At 69.6% G+C, this 14733-nt stretch carries 16 protein-coding genes and 2 pseudogenes; 5 read left to right on the top strand and 13 right to left on the bottom strand.

Translation table 11 applies throughout. The features are described from left to right. From HXX10_RS21245 to HXX10_RS21230, 4 genes and pseudogenes are all read right to left on the bottom strand, one after another. A pseudogene (locus HXX10_RS21245) lies at positions 1-265 on the bottom strand (hypothetical protein); the annotation flags it as partial. 11 nt (positions 266-276) lie between these two features. After that, positions 277-933, bottom strand: a complete 657-nt coding sequence (locus HXX10_RS21240) for a tetratricopeptide repeat protein (RefSeq protein WP_296525003.1) — start codon at positions 931-933, stop codon at positions 277-279. A 156-nt stretch (positions 934-1089) separates the two neighbouring features. Beyond that, a complete protein-coding gene (panB, locus tag HXX10_RS21235; protein ID WP_296525001.1) occupies positions 1090-1914 on the bottom strand; it encodes a 3-methyl-2-oxobutanoate hydroxymethyltransferase in 825 nt (274 codons plus the stop codon). Positions 1915-1989: 75 nt separating this feature from the next. After that, complete coding sequence (locus tag HXX10_RS21230) at positions 1990-2592, bottom strand: NnrU family protein (RefSeq protein ID WP_296524999.1); 603 nt, start codon at positions 2590-2592, stop codon at positions 1990-1992. Positions 2593-2816: 224 nt separating this feature from the next. On the opposite strand from HXX10_RS21230, the gene HXX10_RS21225 reads away from it, so the two are divergent. Together HXX10_RS21225 and HXX10_RS21220 are read left to right on the top strand one after the other, a co-directional pair. Continuing rightward, positions 2817-3806 (top strand): tripartite tricarboxylate transporter substrate binding protein, encoded by a 990-nt coding sequence (locus tag HXX10_RS21225; protein WP_296524998.1) that lies wholly within the window; start codon positions 2817-2819, stop codon positions 3804-3806. 171 nt (positions 3807-3977) lie between these two features. After that, positions 3978-4343 (top strand): hypothetical protein, encoded by a 366-nt coding sequence (locus HXX10_RS21220; protein ID WP_296524995.1) that lies wholly within the window; start codon positions 3978-3980, stop codon positions 4341-4343. Between the two features lie 122 nt (positions 4344-4465). Here HXX10_RS21220 and HXX10_RS21215 read toward each other — a convergent pair whose 3' ends face one another. Further along, the gene (locus HXX10_RS21215; RefSeq protein WP_296524994.1) at positions 4466-4756 is read right to left on the bottom strand and encodes a hypothetical protein; all 291 of its coding nucleotides are present in this window, start codon (positions 4754-4756) and stop codon (positions 4466-4468) included. A gap of 89 nt (positions 4757-4845) precedes the next feature. Next, positions 4846-5733, bottom strand: a complete 888-nt coding sequence (locus HXX10_RS21210; protein ID WP_296525006.1) for a DMT family transporter — start codon at positions 5731-5733, stop codon at positions 4846-4848. 339 nt (positions 5734-6072) lie between these two features. On the opposite strand from HXX10_RS21210, the gene HXX10_RS21205 reads away from it, so the two are divergent. Then, positions 6073-6525, top strand: coding sequence for a hypothetical protein (locus tag HXX10_RS21205; RefSeq protein ID WP_296524992.1), 453 nt, complete (start codon positions 6073-6075; stop codon positions 6523-6525). A gap of 115 nt (positions 6526-6640) precedes the next feature. On the opposite strand, the gene HXX10_RS21200 is transcribed toward HXX10_RS21205, so the two are convergent. Continuing rightward, positions 6641-6922, bottom strand: a complete 282-nt coding sequence (locus HXX10_RS21200) for a YARHG domain-containing protein (RefSeq protein ID WP_296524990.1) — start codon at positions 6920-6922, stop codon at positions 6641-6643. A gap of 325 nt (positions 6923-7247) precedes the next feature. Continuing rightward, positions 7248-8780, bottom strand: coding sequence for an acyl-CoA carboxylase subunit beta (locus HXX10_RS21195; protein ID WP_296524988.1), 1533 nt, complete (start codon positions 8778-8780; stop codon positions 7248-7250). A gap of 213 nt (positions 8781-8993) precedes the next feature. Between HXX10_RS21195 and HXX10_RS21190 the strand changes: the two genes are divergently transcribed. Next, positions 8994-10013, top strand: coding sequence for a 2-dehydropantoate 2-reductase (locus HXX10_RS21190; protein WP_296524985.1), 1020 nt, complete (start codon positions 8994-8996; stop codon positions 10011-10013). A 47-nt stretch (positions 10014-10060) separates the two neighbouring features. On the opposite strand, the pseudogene HXX10_RS21185 reads toward HXX10_RS21190, so the two are convergent. The 5 genes and pseudogenes from HXX10_RS21185 to HXX10_RS21165 form a co-directional block, all read right to left on the bottom strand. After that, positions 10061-10321 (bottom strand): annotated as a pseudogene (locus tag HXX10_RS21185) (EscU/YscU/HrcU family type III secretion system export apparatus switch protein); the annotation flags it as partial. After that, complete coding sequence (locus HXX10_RS21180; protein WP_296524983.1) at positions 10318-11835, bottom strand: flagellar hook-length control protein FliK; 1518 nt, start codon at positions 11833-11835, stop codon at positions 10318-10320. The gene HXX10_RS21180 and the pseudogene HXX10_RS21185, both read right to left, overlap by 4 nt. Positions 11836-12195: 360 nt before the next feature. Then, positions 12196-12381, bottom strand: coding sequence for a light-harvesting antenna LH1, alpha subunit (gene pufA, locus HXX10_RS21175; protein ID WP_296524980.1), 186 nt, complete (start codon positions 12379-12381; stop codon positions 12196-12198). 16 nt (positions 12382-12397) lie between these two features. Continuing rightward, complete coding sequence (pufB, locus tag HXX10_RS21170; RefSeq protein WP_296524978.1) at positions 12398-12541, bottom strand: light-harvesting antenna LH1, beta subunit; 144 nt, start codon at positions 12539-12541, stop codon at positions 12398-12400. 493 nt (positions 12542-13034) lie between these two features. Next, positions 13035-13823: an ATP12 family chaperone protein gene (locus tag HXX10_RS21165; protein ID WP_296524977.1), complete on the bottom strand. Its 789-nt coding sequence runs from the start codon at positions 13821-13823 to the stop codon at positions 13035-13037. A 267-nt stretch (positions 13824-14090) separates the two neighbouring features. Between HXX10_RS21165 and HXX10_RS21160 the strand changes: the two genes are divergently transcribed. Then, the gene (locus HXX10_RS21160; RefSeq protein WP_296524975.1) at positions 14091-14504 is read left to right on the top strand and encodes a hypothetical protein; all 414 of its coding nucleotides are present in this window, start codon (positions 14091-14093) and stop codon (positions 14502-14504) included. Positions 14505-14733: the final 229 nt, after the last annotated feature.

The following is a 14733-nucleotide window of genomic DNA, read 5'->3' as shown; positions in this document are numbered from 1 at the left end:
GTGGTTTCGCCTCGGGCTTCGCCTCGGCCTCGGGCGGCGGCGCCACCGGGGCGGCGGCCTCCTCCTTGTGGCCCGGCATGTATTCGGGCGGCACGCCCTGCTGGACGCCCGGCACGCCCTCGGGGAACACCGGCTTGCGCTCGCCCGGAAGCTTCTTCTTGGTGTCGAACAAGTTGGTGATGCTGTCGAGCTGATCGCAGCCGGCGAGCGGCAGCGCCAGCGCGACGGCGGCGGCGACCAGAATCACGCGGGCACGAGCTCCCATCACGCCGCTCCTCAGCCCTTGGCGCTCTCGCCCAGCAGGGCGAGCAGGATGTCGACACGAGCCTTGAGGGCCGCCGGTGCGTCGACATCGCCGGCTGCCGCCTCGGCCCAGCGCCGCGCCGCCGCGGTGTCGCCGGCCCGCCAGGCCGACAGCGCGAGCAGCTCGCGCGCCGTATGGCGGAAGGCGCCGTCGGGGCGGGCGAGCGGCTCGAGCCGCCGTGCCACCTCGGCGTAGGGCGCGGTGTCGACCATCAGGAGTCCGGCGCGGACACCGGCCGCCTCGCGGAACAGCGTCGTGGTCGAGCCGTCGGCCGCGATGGAATCGTAGGCGGCGATCGCCGCCTTGGGATCGGTGGTCGCCTGCTCCTCGGCCTCGCGAAGGCGAGACAGGCTGCGATAGGCCGGAATCGCGACGTCGCCGGCGAGCTTGGCGAAGGCGGCGCTCGCCTCGGCGTGCTTGCCGTCCTGGGCGAGCTTGGCGGCTGCCTCGAAGGCGATGCTCGCCTCGGCGGCCTGCTTGGCCTCGTACCACTGCCAGGCGCGCCAGCCGGCCACGGCGGCGACGAGCAGCACGCAGCCGAGGATGATCAGGTTGCCGTACCGGGTCCAGATCTGCTGGAGGCGTTCCCGGCGGACTTCCTCGTCGACTTCCTGAAAGATATCGGACACGCGTTTGACTCGCTGATTTTAAAGGTCGGTATGGGGTGCCGCCGGAGCGCCCTTGCCAGCCCTTGCCGCTAGACCAAGCTTGTGGCGAGCGCAAGGCACCTGTCCGCGGCCACGGACCTCGATCGGCCCGCGGCCCGGACGCGCGACGGGGCCGCCTCAGCCGGGCTTCTTGACCGAATAGACGTTGTCGGGCCCCGGGAAGGTACGCGCCCGCACCTCCTCGGCATAGGCCGCCACGGCCCGCTCGATCGCCGGGCCGAGGTCGGTGTAGCGCTTGACGAATTTCGGCACCCGCGGCGACAGGCCGAGCATGTCCTCGAGCACCAGGACCTGGCCGTCGCAGGCGGCGCTCGCGCCGATCCCGATGGTCGGGATGGCAACCTCGCGGGTGATCTTGGCGGCGAGCGGCTCGGCGATCGCCTCCAGCACGACGGCGAAGGCACCGGCGTCGGCGACCGCCTTGGCGTCGGCCTCGATCGGCGCCCAGTCGGCCGGGTCGCGGCCCTGCGCCCGGAAGCTGCCGAGCGTGTTGATCGACTGCGGGGTCAGCCCGACATGGCCCATCACCGGAATGCCGCGCTGGACCAGGAACGCGATGGTCTCGGCCATCCGCACGCCGCCCTCGAGCTTGATGGCGCCGCAGCCGGTCTCCTTCAGGACGCGGGCGGCGGCGTGAAAGGCCTGCTCCTTGGAGGCCTCGTAGCTGCCGAACGGCATGTCGACGACGACCAGGGCCCGGCGCGAGCCGCGCATCACCGCGAGCCCCTGCAGGATCATCATGTCGAGGGTGACGGGCACGGTGGTCTCGAGACCGTGCATCACCATGCCGAGCGAGTCGCCGACCAGCATGACGTCGCAGTGCTTGTCGACCAGCCCCGCCGTATGGGCGTGGTAGGCGGTCAGCATGGCGACCGGCACCCCGCCCTTGCGGGCGCGGATGTCGGGCGCGGTGAGCCGCCTGTCGTCGCGGTGAACTGACATTGGGTTCTCTGGGTCAGGGTCTTTGGATCAGGGTCCCGGGGCAAGCCCCGGGATGGGCCGGGGACGGCGCCGGGATCAGGTGCCGAGCGCCGGGCTTCCGAACACGGCGCGGCCGATGACCAGCGGGTGGAACACGAAGGCGAGCGCGAGATAGAGGATCGTGCCGACCACCACGGCTAGGATGTCGTTGCGCCGGCCGCCGACCGGGATCGGCGGCGCGCCCGGATCGCTGCGCCGCTTGAGGGTGATGCGGTCGTAGACGGCCCAGGCGAGGATCGAGCCGAACAGGATGACGGAGCCGATATCGCCGTTGGCGATCAGATGCGCGACGGCCCACAGCTTCACGCCGGTCAGCATCGGGTGCTTGAGGGTGCGCTTGATGTTGCCGGGGATGTAGGCGGCCGTGACCATGATCACGGCGGGCCAGATCAGCAGGGCGGCGAGATGGCGCGTCCAGGTCGGCGGATCGTACAGCTCGATCCACTGGCCGTCGTCGCGATACTCGGCGAAGCCCCAGGCGATCAGCAGGATGCCGGCGAGCGAGACGAGCGAGATCAGGCCCTTGTAGGGCCACTCGCCGAGCCGCGCGACCAGGGCGGCGCGGCGATCGCGCAGCGACACGACCACGTGCGCCCCGATGAACAGCGCGAGACCCAGGACCAGGACCGCAAGACCCATGAACTCCCCCGGCGGACGCCAAAAAACCGGGCGGAGTAGATGCGATCGGCCCTGCCGACGCAAGGCTGTTGCGCGCCGCACCGGCCTGCCGCGGCAGCAGAGCGCAGCCCCCGGCGACCCAAGCCCCGCGCGTGACAATCGGTCCCGGCTTGCCTACCAGGATGACCGGCCGGGCCGGCCGCGTCGCCTGCCGGGCCATCGCCCAATCAGCCGCCAGAGCCGCCATGATCCGTTCAGCCCGTCGTCTCGCCACCCTGGTCGCACTGCTCCTGGCCGCCGCGGTCGCGGCCCCCGGCCCGGCCCCGGCCGCCGCCGAGGACTGGCCGGCGCGCCCGGTGCGGCTGATCGTGCCGTTCGGGCCGGGCTCGACCCCGGACCTGATCGCCCGGGTGGTGGCGGAGGCGCTGCAGCAGCGCTTCGGACAGCCGTTCCTGGTGGAGAACAAGGCCGGGGCCGGCGGCAATCTCGGCACCGACGCGGTCGCCAAGGCCGAGCCCGACGGATACACGTTCGGCGTCAGCATCGCCGGACCGCTCGCCATCAACCCCCTGCTGCTGCCTAAAATGCCCTACGACCCGGGCCGCGACTTCGCCTTCGTCACCACGCTGGCGACCCAGCCCTGCGCGCTCGCCGTCAACAACGCGCTCGGCGTCAGCACGGTGGCCGAGCTGATCGAGAAGCTCAGGCGCGACCCCGGCAAGTACAACTACGCCTCGATCGGCAACGGCTCGCTGTCGCATCTCGCCATGGAGGCGATCGCGATGGCGAGCGGCACCACGATCGTCCACATCGCCTATGCGAGCTCGCCGCAGGCGGCGACCGCGATCATCAGGGGCGACGTGCAGATGGGCTGCCTGCCGGCCATCGCGGCCACCTCGCAGGCGGAGGCCGGCAATCTCAAGGTCATCGCCGTGTCGACGCCGCAGCGCTCGGCGCTCATTCCCGGCGTGCCGACCCTGAAGGAGGCCGGGATCGACGTCGAGGCGGACGCCTGGAACGGGCTGATCGCCCCGGCCGGCACGCCGCCCGCCATCCTGGCGCGCATCGGCGACGCCGTGCGGGAGCTCCTCTCGGCACCGGCCGTGCGGGACCGACTCGCCACCCAGGTGATGGAGCCGATCCCCTCGACCCCCGAGGCGTTCCGGGCCCGGGTCGAGGCCGAGATCGCGCGCTGGAAACCCGTCATCGCGGCCGCCGGCATCAAGGCGAACTGAGCCGGGCCGACGATCGGAATGTCGCGACGAGCCAACTTCGCAGCCGAAATCAAAGTTTCGCTCTACCTATTTGACAGTCAATAAGAATTCTTGTTTCTCACAGGTCCGTTGAGGAACCGGTCCGGGTCCGACCCGTTGCCCTCCCGAGGCACCCGACACAGGAGGCATCCGATGAGCGACCCGCAAGACGCCAGCCGCGATCCCCGACCGAGCGATTCCCGCCCCGTCCGCAACCCGAGCTTCGCCGACCGCAATCTCGACCCGATGGAGGATGCGCCCGCACGGCGCGGCGGCAGCCCCATATGGGCGTGGCTCGCCGGCATCGCCGCGGCGGTGTTCATCATCGCCATCGTCTACGGCTTCAGCGACATCGGCGCGAAGGACGTGGCGTTCGACCGCAACGCGCCGGCCGCCACCACGGGCTCGTCCTCGGGAGCAGCGCCGCCCGCCGGGTCCGGCATGTCGAGGGTGCCCGGCACTGCCGGACCGGCGAGCGAGGGCTCCGCCCCTCCGAGCACTCCCGAGCCGGCCCGCTGAGGCAGAGCCGACAACAACCCCGGCCGGCATGCGGTTTTGATCGGATGAAAGCGTGCCGGCCGACCCTACCCTCGACCATCGGTCGAGGGGCAGGCCCGTCGCGTTTTGGCCAGTGCTGGCGGTCAGTGCAGGCGCAGGATCACGGCGAGCGCGCCGATGCCGGCCACCATCAGAGCGCCGAGCCGGATCGTCAGTTGTAAGCTCAGCTTCTCGATCCTGGCGTCCATGTCGCGCCGAAGTCCTTCGATGTCGCGGCGCAGACCGTCGGCGGCGACGTTCAGGTCGGTCTTGGTGACGAGCTCGACCATGATGAAGTCCCGCGCCGCCTCGGCATGGGCCTCGGCCTGGTTCGGCGGGATGCCGCCGTCGCGAAGCCGCTTCGAATAACCGAGCGTATCAAAGGCGTAGACCATCGGACACCCCATGCCCCGACGGTTGTATCGCAATTCAATTGCGCGCGCCATGACACCGCAGGTGCAGCCTTCGGGTGCCACGGCGCCGGTCAGCCGGCGGTCCGCGCCTTGACGTTGACCAGAAAGACGCCGGCGACGCAGATGCCCATGCCGACGAGCGCCACCGGACCGAGCCGTTCGCCGAACAGCGCCCAGGCCATCACGGCGGTGGCCGGCGGGGTCAGGTAGAACAGGCTGGAGATCCGCGAGGCGGCGGCGCGGCGAATGAGAAAGTAGAGGAGCCAGACGGCGCCGAGCGACAGCACCAGCACCAGCCAGGCGAGTGCGAAGACGAGCTCGCCGGTCCACGCCACCACCCGGGTCTCGAACAGCAACGCGCCGGCCGCGAACACCGCGCCGGCCGAGGCGTATTGGACCAGGAAGGCGGAGCGCCAGTCGATGTCGCCGCCGTGGCGTTTCTGGTAGAGCGTGCCGCCCGTGATCGACAACAGCGCCGTCACCACGGCGGCCCAGGCGAGCAGCCCGGCCTGCTCGCCCGCCGTCTTGTCCTGGACGATCAGGTAGACGCCGAGAATGCCGAGCGCGAGCCCGCCCCACTGGCGCGGAGTCACCCGCTCGCCCAGCACCCGGTTGGCCAGCGTCGACACCAGGATGGGCTGCAGGCCGACGATCAGGGCCGTTAGGCCGACCGGCAGCTTGCGGTCGATGGCGATGAACACACCGCCCAGATAGCCGCCGTGCATCAGCAGGCCGGCGACGACGCTGTGCCGGATCGCGGCACCGCCCGGCCACGGCGGGCGCGTCACCACGATCACCACGGCCATCAGGGCCACCACGGCGCCCATCCGCAGGGTCAGGAAGGTGAGCGGCTCGACATGCGGCAGGCCGAGGCGCGCCCCGATGAACCCCGAGGCCCACAGCACCACGAACACGCCCGGCGCCAGCAGGGTGACGAGGGCCTCGGTCTTGTGCGGCATCATTGCGCCTCGTCGTTGCGCCGTCGGGGCCGCAACAGGTGAGAAACAGCCAGCCGCGCATCGGCGCCGGCCCTTTCGGGGCTCGCGCAAACGCCATCACGGTCGGCCGGAGCGGGACAGAATGGCAGCGCCCCACCAATGACGGAAGCGAATGTTTCTGATCGGACAGATCACCAACACTTATGATTGGGGCCACCCTCGCCCCCACACCGCCCCAAAATCCACCGCCGAAGGCGGGCGAAGGTCCGTGGTTAACGAAATTCAAACATAGGTCGGTCAAATTTTCGCCGGGTCCCTGGAACAAAAGACGGGCCGGGGAATTTGGGGGGTCTGGCGGCGATGGTTCGCCTCGCGTCTGTTTTGCTGTCCTTGATGATCGTCGGAAGCGTGGCCTCACCGGCCGCGGCCGACTATCAAATCAAGAAAGATTTTGGCGGCTATGTCGAGGAATACAAGGCGAAATACGCCCGTATTCGCGACTCCGGCGAGCGCGTGATCATCGACGGCATCTGCAATTCCGCCTGCACGCTGGTGCTCGGCATCGTGCCGCTCAACAAGATCTGCGTCACGCCGCGGGCGAGCCTCGGCTTCCACCAAGCCTATTACGACAAGGCCTGGACGGCCGGCGTGAAGGTGACCAGCGCGGCCGGCACGGCCGAGCTGATGTCGGTCTATCCGCGCGGCATCCGCGCCTGGATCGCCAGCGTCGGCGGCCTGACCGCCGACATGAAGAAGCTCAAGAACGGCTACGATCTGTGGATGATCGTCGATCCCTGCCCGGAAGAGTTCTGAACGCCCGGCCCAGGTTCACGTCGTTGCCGGTAGGGTGCAATGAGCGCAGCGAATTGCACCGGAAAGCGTTGTCGCGGCGCAATTCGCTGCGCTCATCACGCCCTACGGGCTTTCGTCACCGGCAGCCGTACTGGCGCTCCATCGCCTGGATCTGGTTGACCCGGGCGCGCTCGCCGGGCGACAGCGGGATCATCGCCTCGACGTCGTAGACGCAGCCGGCATTGCCGAAATAGCTGATCGCGCGCGACGTCTTGAAGCAGTAGCCGCGCGCCTTGAAGATCGAGTTGCGTTCGACCCAGAGCTGCTGGCACATCCCCTGGGCAAAGGCCGTCTCGGTGGCCCCGGCGAGCGTCGCGAGCGCGACCGCCCCGGCGAGAAGTTTTTGCGTCGTTGTCATCGGAAAGTCCCCGTCACGGTTGGGCGGGCATGCGGCGGACGGCAATGGAACGGGTCTGCCGTCGCAGCCCGCGAGATCAATAGGCGTCGACGATACGCCTTTTGGTGCCGAAAGCGAGCCGCCGGGTTCGATCGAGGCGCGGGCGCGGAGTCGATAAGTCCGGTGCCGACCGCTCGCGTGTTCGGCCTCTCGATCATCGTGCTCCGCGAAGGCGGAGCACCCGGTAACCCGTGCGTATGCTCCGGGATACCACGAGCAATAAAAACGCTTGGTCGTCCGCCTGCGCGGACGACCACCACAACCAGGGCCGTGCGACGTCCCTGCCCTAGAGCGGCAGGTTGTCGTGCTTCTTGACCGGCATCTCCAGCGTCTTGGTGCGCAGCATCGAGAGCGCCCGGGCGATGCGCCGCCTCGTCGAGTGCGGCATCACCACCTCGTCGATATAGCCGCGCTCCGCCGCCTTGAAGGGCGACATGAAGCTCGCCTCGTACTCCTTGGTGCGGTCGGCGATCTTCTCCGGATCGTCCATGTCGGCCCGGAAGATGATCTCGACCGCGCCCTTGGCGCCCATCACGGCGATCTGGGCGGTCGGCCAGGCGTAGTTGACGTCGGCGCCGATGTGCTTGGACGACATCACCACATAGGCCCCGCCGAAGGCTTTTCGGGTGATCAGCGTCACCAGCGGCACGGTGCACTGGCTGTAGGCGAACAGGAGCTTCGCCCCGTTCTTGATGAGGCCGCCGGATTCCTGCGCGGTGCCGGGCAGAAAGCCCGGCACGTCGACGAAGGTGACGATCGGGATGTCGAAGGCGTTGCAGAAGCGCACGAAGCGCGCGCCCTTGCGGCTGGCGTCGCTGTCGAGCACGCCGGCCAGCACCATCGGCTGGTTGGCGACGAAGCCGACCGTACGGCCGGCGATGCGGCCGAAGCCGATGACGATGTTGCGGGCGAAGCTCGGCGACAGCTCGAAGAAGTCGCCCTCGTCCACGACCTTCTGGATCAGCTCCTTGATGTCGTAGGGCTTGTTCGGGTTTTCCGGAATCAGCGTGTCGAGCGAGGGCTCCATCCGCTCGACGTCGTCGAAGCTCGGCCATTCGGGCACGCCGGCGCCGCTGTGGGCCGGCAGGAAGTCGACGAAGCGCCGGATCTGCAGCAGGCACTCGACGTCGTTCTCGAAGGCGCCGTCGGCCACGGCCGAGCGCGTTGCGTGCACGCTGGCACCTCCGAGCTCCTCGGCCGTGACGATCTCGTTCGTCACGGTCTTCACCACCTCGGGGCCGGTGACGAACATGTAGCTCGTGTCGCGCACCATGAAGATGAAGTCGGTCATGGCCGGCGAGTAGACGTCGCCGCCGGCGCACGGGCCCATGATGACGGAGATCTGCGGAATCACGCCGGAGGCGTGGACGTTGCGCTTGAACACGTCGCCATAGCCGCCGAGCGCCGCGACGCCTTCCTGGATGCGGGCGCCGCCGGCATCGAACAGGCCGATGATGGGGGCCCGTGCCTTCAGGGCCATGTCCTGGATCTTGGTCATCTTCTGGGCGTGCGCTTCCGACAGCGAGCCGCCGAAGACGGTGAAGTCCTTGGCAAAGACGAATACGGTGCGACCGTTCACGGTGCCCCAGCCGGTGACGACGCCGTCGCCGGGAATCTTGGTGCGGTCGGCGCCGAACTCGCTCAGCCGGTGCTCGACGAACATGTCGTACTCTTCGAACGAGCCGTGATCGAGCAGCAGCCCGATGCGCTCGCGCGCCGTCAGCTTGCCGCGCCGGTGCTGCGCCTCGATGCGGGATTCTCCACCGCCCAGCCGCGCTCCGGCCCGCCTATGCTCCAGCTTCTCCAAAATGCTTTTCATGGATCGAACCCGCACGCGGAAGGAGTGGCAACGTCACCATCGCGTCATAGCATGCCGATTGTGCAACCGCGAGACCGCAGCAACGCGGATTCGCCCGTGTGCAGCGGGCAACTCCCCTTGTCGAGCGGCGGGCGGCGGGCGACAGTTCGACGATGCGGCGCCTTTTGGTGCGGCACCTGAAAGCGCGATGGGAGACGAGGTCTGGGGGCCGGCATGAAGGTTTGCATCTTTGGGGCCGGCGCCATCGGCGGCTTTCTGGCTGTGCCGATGCGGCAGGCCGGCATCGACGTCAGCGTGGTGGCGCGCGGCGCCCATCTGGCGGCGATCCGGCGCGACGGGCTCACCCTCGAGATCGCCGGCCAGGAGCGTATCGCCGCCCTGCCGGCGACCGACGATCCGGCCGAGCTCGGACCGCAGGACGTCGTCGTCGTCACCTTGAAGGCGCACCAGGCCTGGGCGGCGGCCGGCAGCATGGCGCCGCTGCTCGGTCCCGGCACCATGGTGGTCCCGGCGCAGAACGGAATCCCGTGGTGGTACTTCCACGGCGTTCCGGGTCCCCATGCCGGACGACGGCTCGACAGCGTCGATCCCGGCGGCCGGCAATGGCAGGCGATCGGCGCGCAGCGGGTCATCGGCTGCACGGTCTATTCGGCCAACGAGCTGGTCGCGCCCGGCGTGGTGCGACACATCCAGGGCGATGCCTTCGGGCTCGGCGAGCCGGAAGGCGGGATCACGGACCGGCTGAAACGGGTCGCCGGCTTGTTCGAGCGCGCCGGCCTGACGGTGCGGCTGATGCCGGACATCCGCGAGGACATCTGGCTGAAGCTGTGGGGCACGCTCTGCTTCAACCCGATCTCCGCCCTCACCCGCGCCACCATGGACGTGGTCGGGACCGATCCCGGCACAAGGGCGCTCGCCCGCGCCATGATGGTGGAGGCCGAAGCAGTCGGGCGGCGGCTCGGCGTCTCGTTCCGGGTCGAGGTCGACCGGCGGCTCGCCGGCGCCGCCCGGGTGGGTGCGCACAAGACCTCGACCCTGCAGGATGTCGAGCGCGGCCGGCCGCTGGAGATCGATGCGCTGCTGACCGTGGTGCAGGAGCTCGCCCGCCTCACCGGCATCGAGACGCCGGCGATCGACGCCGTGCTGGCACTGGTGCAGCAGCTCGGCCGCAGCCTCGGGCTCTACCCGGTCTTTCCGGAGCCGGCGGCTCTGGCGGAGGCGGCGGCAGGCTGACGACCACCGTGCCCCGGGCCGGCTGCCGGCGTCGCGGGCTTCGCCGGCAGACGGCCCGACAGGCGCAAGATGAAGGTCAAAACCTCGGCGACGGCGCGGTAGAGCTCTTCCGGGATCTCGTCGCCGAGCTCGACCGAGGACAGTGCCGCCGCAAGGCCGGCGTTCTCCTCGATCGGCACGCCGTTGGCCCGGGCCGTCTCGATGATCTTCTCGCCGATCGCGCCCTTGCCCTTGGCGACCACGCGCGGCGCCCCCGGCGCCTCGTAGTGGAGCGCGATCGCCAGCGGGATGGCGGGGCGGTCGGTCATGAGGCGCGATCCAAAAAGCGCCCGGCCGGCGCGGCCGTCTCGCGTGGGCGCGGCGGGGCGCCGTCGCGTACGACCACCTCCGAGGGATCGAGCTCGGCGGCGCGCAGCCGCTCGGCGAGATCGCCGGCATGGTCGCGCAACAGCGCGGCACTCGCGCCGCGCTCCGCCCACAGCGTCACGCCGGTGCGCTCGCCCGCCACGGTGATCTGGGCATGGACGACGCCGACCGGCTCGACATCGACGGCGAAGCGGGCCCGCCACGAGGTCTCGTGCCGCGCGGTCCCCTCGCCCTTGCCGTCGCGGGAAATCTCGAACTGGGCGACCGTGGTGCCCTGCGGGGTGGCGAACGGAATCTCGAACACCCAGCGGCCGGCACCGGCGTCGGTCGTCGCGGTCGTGCCCGATGAATCGGGGAGCGAGGCGGCCTGCATCAGCGTGTGGCGGGCGAGCGCCGCGTCGGTCTCGGCCAGCAGCGTGCGAGCGGCGGCATGGGGCTCGGCGCCGTCGAGAATCGACGCCGGGCTGACCGGCTGCGCCACCGGGGCGGCGCCCCGATAGGGCGGCGGCGGCCGGTTCGGCACCGCCGGACTGTCGGCATAAACGCCCTGCTGCGCGGCCGCACCCGCCGAATACTCCGCCGGAGCGGCGCCGCCCGGAAGCGAGCCCGCCGTCATGGCCTGGGCGAGTGCCCGGTAGAGCGCCTGGGCGCCGACCGCATCGAGTCGCCCGGCTCCGGCCTGCGCGGCGCCCGAGAGCGCGGCGTCGATCCCGCCCTGCAGGCGGGTGTCCGACGCGTTCGCGGACGAGCTCCCCACCATCGCGGCGAGCGTGGCGCGCAGCGCGACCAGAGCGGCTTTCATGTCGCCGGCGGGCGAGGTCTGGCCCGACGCGCCGCCGGTCGCGAGCCCCGCCTCCAAGAACAGGCCGGAGCGGGAGAGCGCCCGGGCCACGTCTTCGGCCTTGACGGGCTCGTCGGTCGGCAGACGGAAGGACATCAGTTGGATGGCGGCGGTGCGCACCGCGTCCGGGAGACCGCCGAGCTTCATCACGGCAGCGACATTGGCAAGCAGTGGCGCGAGACCATCCTGCTGGACGGCGGCGGCCCGCACCGCCTGGGCGAGCGCCGCCTGGGGCGAGGCTGCGGCCACCTGTGCCGGCGTCGTCACGGGCTCGCCGTCCGGGCGTGCCGCGGTGGCGTCGCGCGCCGCTCGCGCGCCGTTGAGGGCGTCGCCGCCGGCCGCACCGGCCAGCCCCGCGATCTCGTCGGGATGCAGAAGAACGAGGCGCAGCCCGTCCGGCGTCGCCCGCACGGCGAGCTGGACATGGAGGCCCTGCTGCAGCGGCACCGCCGTCTGCACGTCGATCAGCGTGTTGCCGACCGCGAGCTGCACATGGGTCTGGTCGATCAGGCGCATCACCAGCGCGTCGACCACCTGGCCCGGCGTGAAGGACGGCGCGTTGCCACCGGACTGGGTGTTCAGCGCCACCGCAATGGGGGAGACGACGAGGTCCACGGCATGCGTCCGGTTGAGGCTACTCCACCCTGCAGCCTAACCAACGGACGTAAACCAAACGTTAATCCTTTTTGACCTGCTCCGGTCGGCAAACGACCCGGCGGCCGAAAACGCCGTACGCCGCCGGAACCATGCTCCGTCGGCCCTCGCGCGCCGACGCTGAAACGCTGCCCTGAAGCGTTGCCCCTGAAACGCTCGAGGGACCGCTCATGACAGGCATGGCCCGCATGAACGATCCCTCGGCAGACATCCGCCTTCGCGACATCCCGTCTCGCGCGTCAAGGCCCGAAGATCCGACGCAGGCGAAACGCAACGACGACGCGACGGGCTCGGCCGCAGGTCGCGGCCGCCCTGGTCGGACTACTTCTTCACCGCGACCGGCGCTTCGGACGCGGTCTTGATGTCCATGTAGTTGTAGCGCGGGTTCTTCAGCACGAACGCGTGGATCGCGAGTGCGACGACGAGCGCGGCGATCCAGATCACCGGCAGCCAGGTCGACGGATTGAGGACCAGCCAGATCTTGTAGTCGTCTTGCGGGTTCGACATGATCAAATTCCCTCGCTCAGTACCAAGGCTTCCAGGCCCACACGAGAACGTGGGCGAGGACACAGATCACCACAAAAGCCGAGAACGTCGTCTTGAACTGGTTGTGGAACTCGATCGCCTCAGCCTCACTCAGGCCCGACAGGCTCCGATTTTCGGCCATCTGCATACCCTCCGTTGAGATCGGCGCGGGATCGCTGCAACGTCCCGCACCACGGGTTCTGTCGTGACGAAAATCGCCACGACCTCCTCCTCACCCGGAACCACCAGGCTCGAAGTCGACGATTGTGCTCGATCTCGCCGCCGCAGAGATGTGACGCCCCAGCAAACGTATTTCGCTGGCCATTCAAAAATAGGATCCGGCCGGAATGTCGAAACAATCGGCCAAAATCAGCATCACAACGAAACCTGCCCGCGAAATAGTCGGATACGGGCCGGAGAAAACGGTAAGAAGCACTATCCAGTGTTGGACATACTTACGCGGTGTAATGCCGCAGTGACGATTGACATCAATACTTACTCTTTCGGGGCTACGGAACGTACGCCGAGACGTGCTCCGCGGCGATTAGCGGGCCGATCGACCCACCCGGGCGCATAGGGGGGGTCGTGCGGCGCGGTCACGCGCACACCGCCGGCGATCGCCGTCTTTGGCCGCCTCAGCCGTCGGCCACCATCGCCAGCACCACGGCAGCGGCGTCGAACTCGTTGCGGCGCGCCGCCCGCCGGGCGAGCGCCTGGTCGTCCGGACCCCACAGCTCCATGTTCCAATCCTCGTCGAGATGGCCGGCCGCCCAGGCCGCCTCGGCCGTGACGGCGCCCGCGGCGAGCGCCAGCGCCAGCAGGGCGGAGCCGGTCAGCGTGGTGACGACATGCAGGGCGCCGAGGCGCCACGGCCCGCGCGGCAGCAGCGCCCGCATCGCCTCGATGGCGCGCTCCGGCTGGCTGGTGAACACCACCCCCTCGACCAGAACGAATCGCGCGCCGTGGGTGTCGCGCGCCCAAGCGAGCACCGGGTCCCACTGCGCACTCTGCCGCGCCACCAGCCGCTCCGGTCCCTCGGCGCGGTAGACCAGAAGATCGCTGCCGAGATAGCGCGCAATCTCGGCCGCGACCTCGCCGGGCTTGTCGGCGACCGCATCGATCACCGCATTGGCGAGCCGGGTCAGCGGCATTCTGGCGGGGTCGACGACCTCGACCTGATCGCGCCACTCGGCGGCGGCGACCTCGGCGATGGCAAGGCTCGGAAAGGCGAGCAGGCGGCGCGCCGGCGTGCGCACCGGGCGGCCGTCGAGCTCGACGGCGACGCCCTCGGGCGTCTCGCGCAGCGCCACGGTCTCGTAAAAACGCCGCCGCAGCGACGCCCGCATGGTCCGGCGCGCCGCCGCGTTCGGATCGGTCGGGTCGTCCAGGGGCTCAGCGAAGATGTCGTCGAACGGATTGGCCATGAGTCTTTCGATCGGGCGAGGTCGGGGACCAGCGGGAAGAGACCGTTATCTATGGCGGACGAAGCCGGCCGGCCAGCAAACGGTTCGGAAAGACCGTCACATCCAGAAACGAGATCGGACCGGTGCTGCCGCGACGGAGCCCCGTTGTCGGCCAAATCAGGGTCCAAGGGGAAGAGGAGCCGCGCACTGTCGACCGACATGTCGGCGGGCAGGCGCGCTCCGCCGGGGCGAGGCATCGTCGCCGGTGCACCGCAGGAGACTTTCAGGATGTTCGGAAAATCCATTTTGGCCGCCGCCGTGGCGCTGGTCGCGCTGTCGCTGGCGGCCGATCCGGGCGCCGCCCAGCCGCGGGTCGGCGGCGGCTTCCGGCCGCAGGGCGCAGGGCCGGGCGGCGGCGGCTTCGCACCGCGAGGCGGCGGCTTCGTTCCGCAGCCGGGGCCCGGCCCTGGCTTCCGCCCGGGACCGGGACCCGGACCCGGCTATGGCCCTGGACCCGGATGGGGCCCGCGCCCGTGGGGCTGGGGCGGCGTCGGTCTGTATCCATGGGGCGGCTGGGGCGTTCCGCTGGGATACTACGGCTATTGGGGCTCCTATCCGACCTTCGACGAGGTCGACGACATGCCCTGCCTGCGCAAGGTGTGGATCAACAAGAAGCGCTGGACCTGGCGCCGGATCTGCTGACCCGCGGCACCACCCGCAAAACCTGGACCTGCCCGCGCCGACTATGTGGACAAGCCCTCTCCGGCCCGCCGGGGAGGGCTTTCTGGTCCCGGCCGGTTCGGCCCGGCACGACGCGCCGCTTGATGAAACCCTGTGCAATTTTTGCGCGTGACCGCATTCAAAGCAATTTTCCTTCGTATCATCAAGATCGACGTCGGCTGCTCCGCTGACTAAGATTTGACCGGATTCA

Source organism: Rhodoplanes sp. (genome assembly GCF_013377085.1).
GTDB lineage: Bacteria > Pseudomonadota > Alphaproteobacteria > Rhizobiales > Xanthobacteraceae > Rhodoplanes.
The sequence above is the reverse complement of the archived record's forward strand: the minus strand, read 5'-3'. Positions and strand labels throughout refer to the sequence as shown.

What these genes read in the sequence shown, in the direction of transcription:
- panB (WP_296525001.1), bottom strand. Translation starts at nt 1,914, where the DNA reads ATGTCAGTTCACCGCGACGACAGGCGGCTCACCGCGCCCGACATCCGC.
- HXX10_RS21230 (WP_296524999.1), bottom strand. Translation starts at nt 2,592, where the DNA reads ATGGGTCTTGCGGTCCTGGTCCTGGGTCTCGCGCTGTTCATCGGGGCG.
- HXX10_RS21225 (WP_296524998.1), top strand. Translation starts at nt 2,817, where the DNA reads ATGATCCGTTCAGCCCGTCGTCTCGCCACCCTGGTCGCACTGCTCCTG.
- HXX10_RS21220 (WP_296524995.1), top strand. Translation starts at nt 3,978, where the DNA reads ATGAGCGACCCGCAAGACGCCAGCCGCGATCCCCGACCGAGCGATTCC.
- HXX10_RS21215 (WP_296524994.1), bottom strand. Translation starts at nt 4,756, where the DNA reads ATGGTCTACGCCTTTGATACGCTCGGTTATTCGAAGCGGCTTCGCGAC.
- HXX10_RS21210 (WP_296525006.1), bottom strand. Translation starts at nt 5,733, where the DNA reads ATGCCGCACAAGACCGAGGCCCTCGTCACCCTGCTGGCGCCGGGCGTG.
- HXX10_RS21205 (WP_296524992.1), top strand. Translation starts at nt 6,073, where the DNA reads ATGGTTCGCCTCGCGTCTGTTTTGCTGTCCTTGATGATCGTCGGAAGC.
- HXX10_RS21200 (WP_296524990.1), bottom strand. Translation starts at nt 6,922, where the DNA reads ATGACAACGACGCAAAAACTTCTCGCCGGGGCGGTCGCGCTCGCGACG.
- HXX10_RS21195 (WP_296524988.1), bottom strand. Translation starts at nt 8,780, where the DNA reads ATGAAAAGCATTTTGGAGAAGCTGGAGCATAGGCGGGCCGGAGCGCGG.
- HXX10_RS21190 (WP_296524985.1), top strand. Translation starts at nt 8,994, where the DNA reads ATGAAGGTTTGCATCTTTGGGGCCGGCGCCATCGGCGGCTTTCTGGCT.
- pufA (WP_296524980.1), bottom strand. Translation starts at nt 12,381, where the DNA reads ATGTCGAACCCGCAAGACGACTACAAGATCTGGCTGGTCCTCAATCCG.
- pufB (WP_296524978.1), bottom strand. Translation starts at nt 12,541, where the DNA reads ATGGCCGAAAATCGGAGCCTGTCGGGCCTGAGTGAGGCTGAGGCGATC.
- HXX10_RS21165 (WP_296524977.1), bottom strand. Translation starts at nt 13,823, where the DNA reads ATGGCCAATCCGTTCGACGACATCTTCGCTGAGCCCCTGGACGACCCG.
- HXX10_RS21160 (WP_296524975.1), top strand. Translation starts at nt 14,091, where the DNA reads ATGTTCGGAAAATCCATTTTGGCCGCCGCCGTGGCGCTGGTCGCGCTG.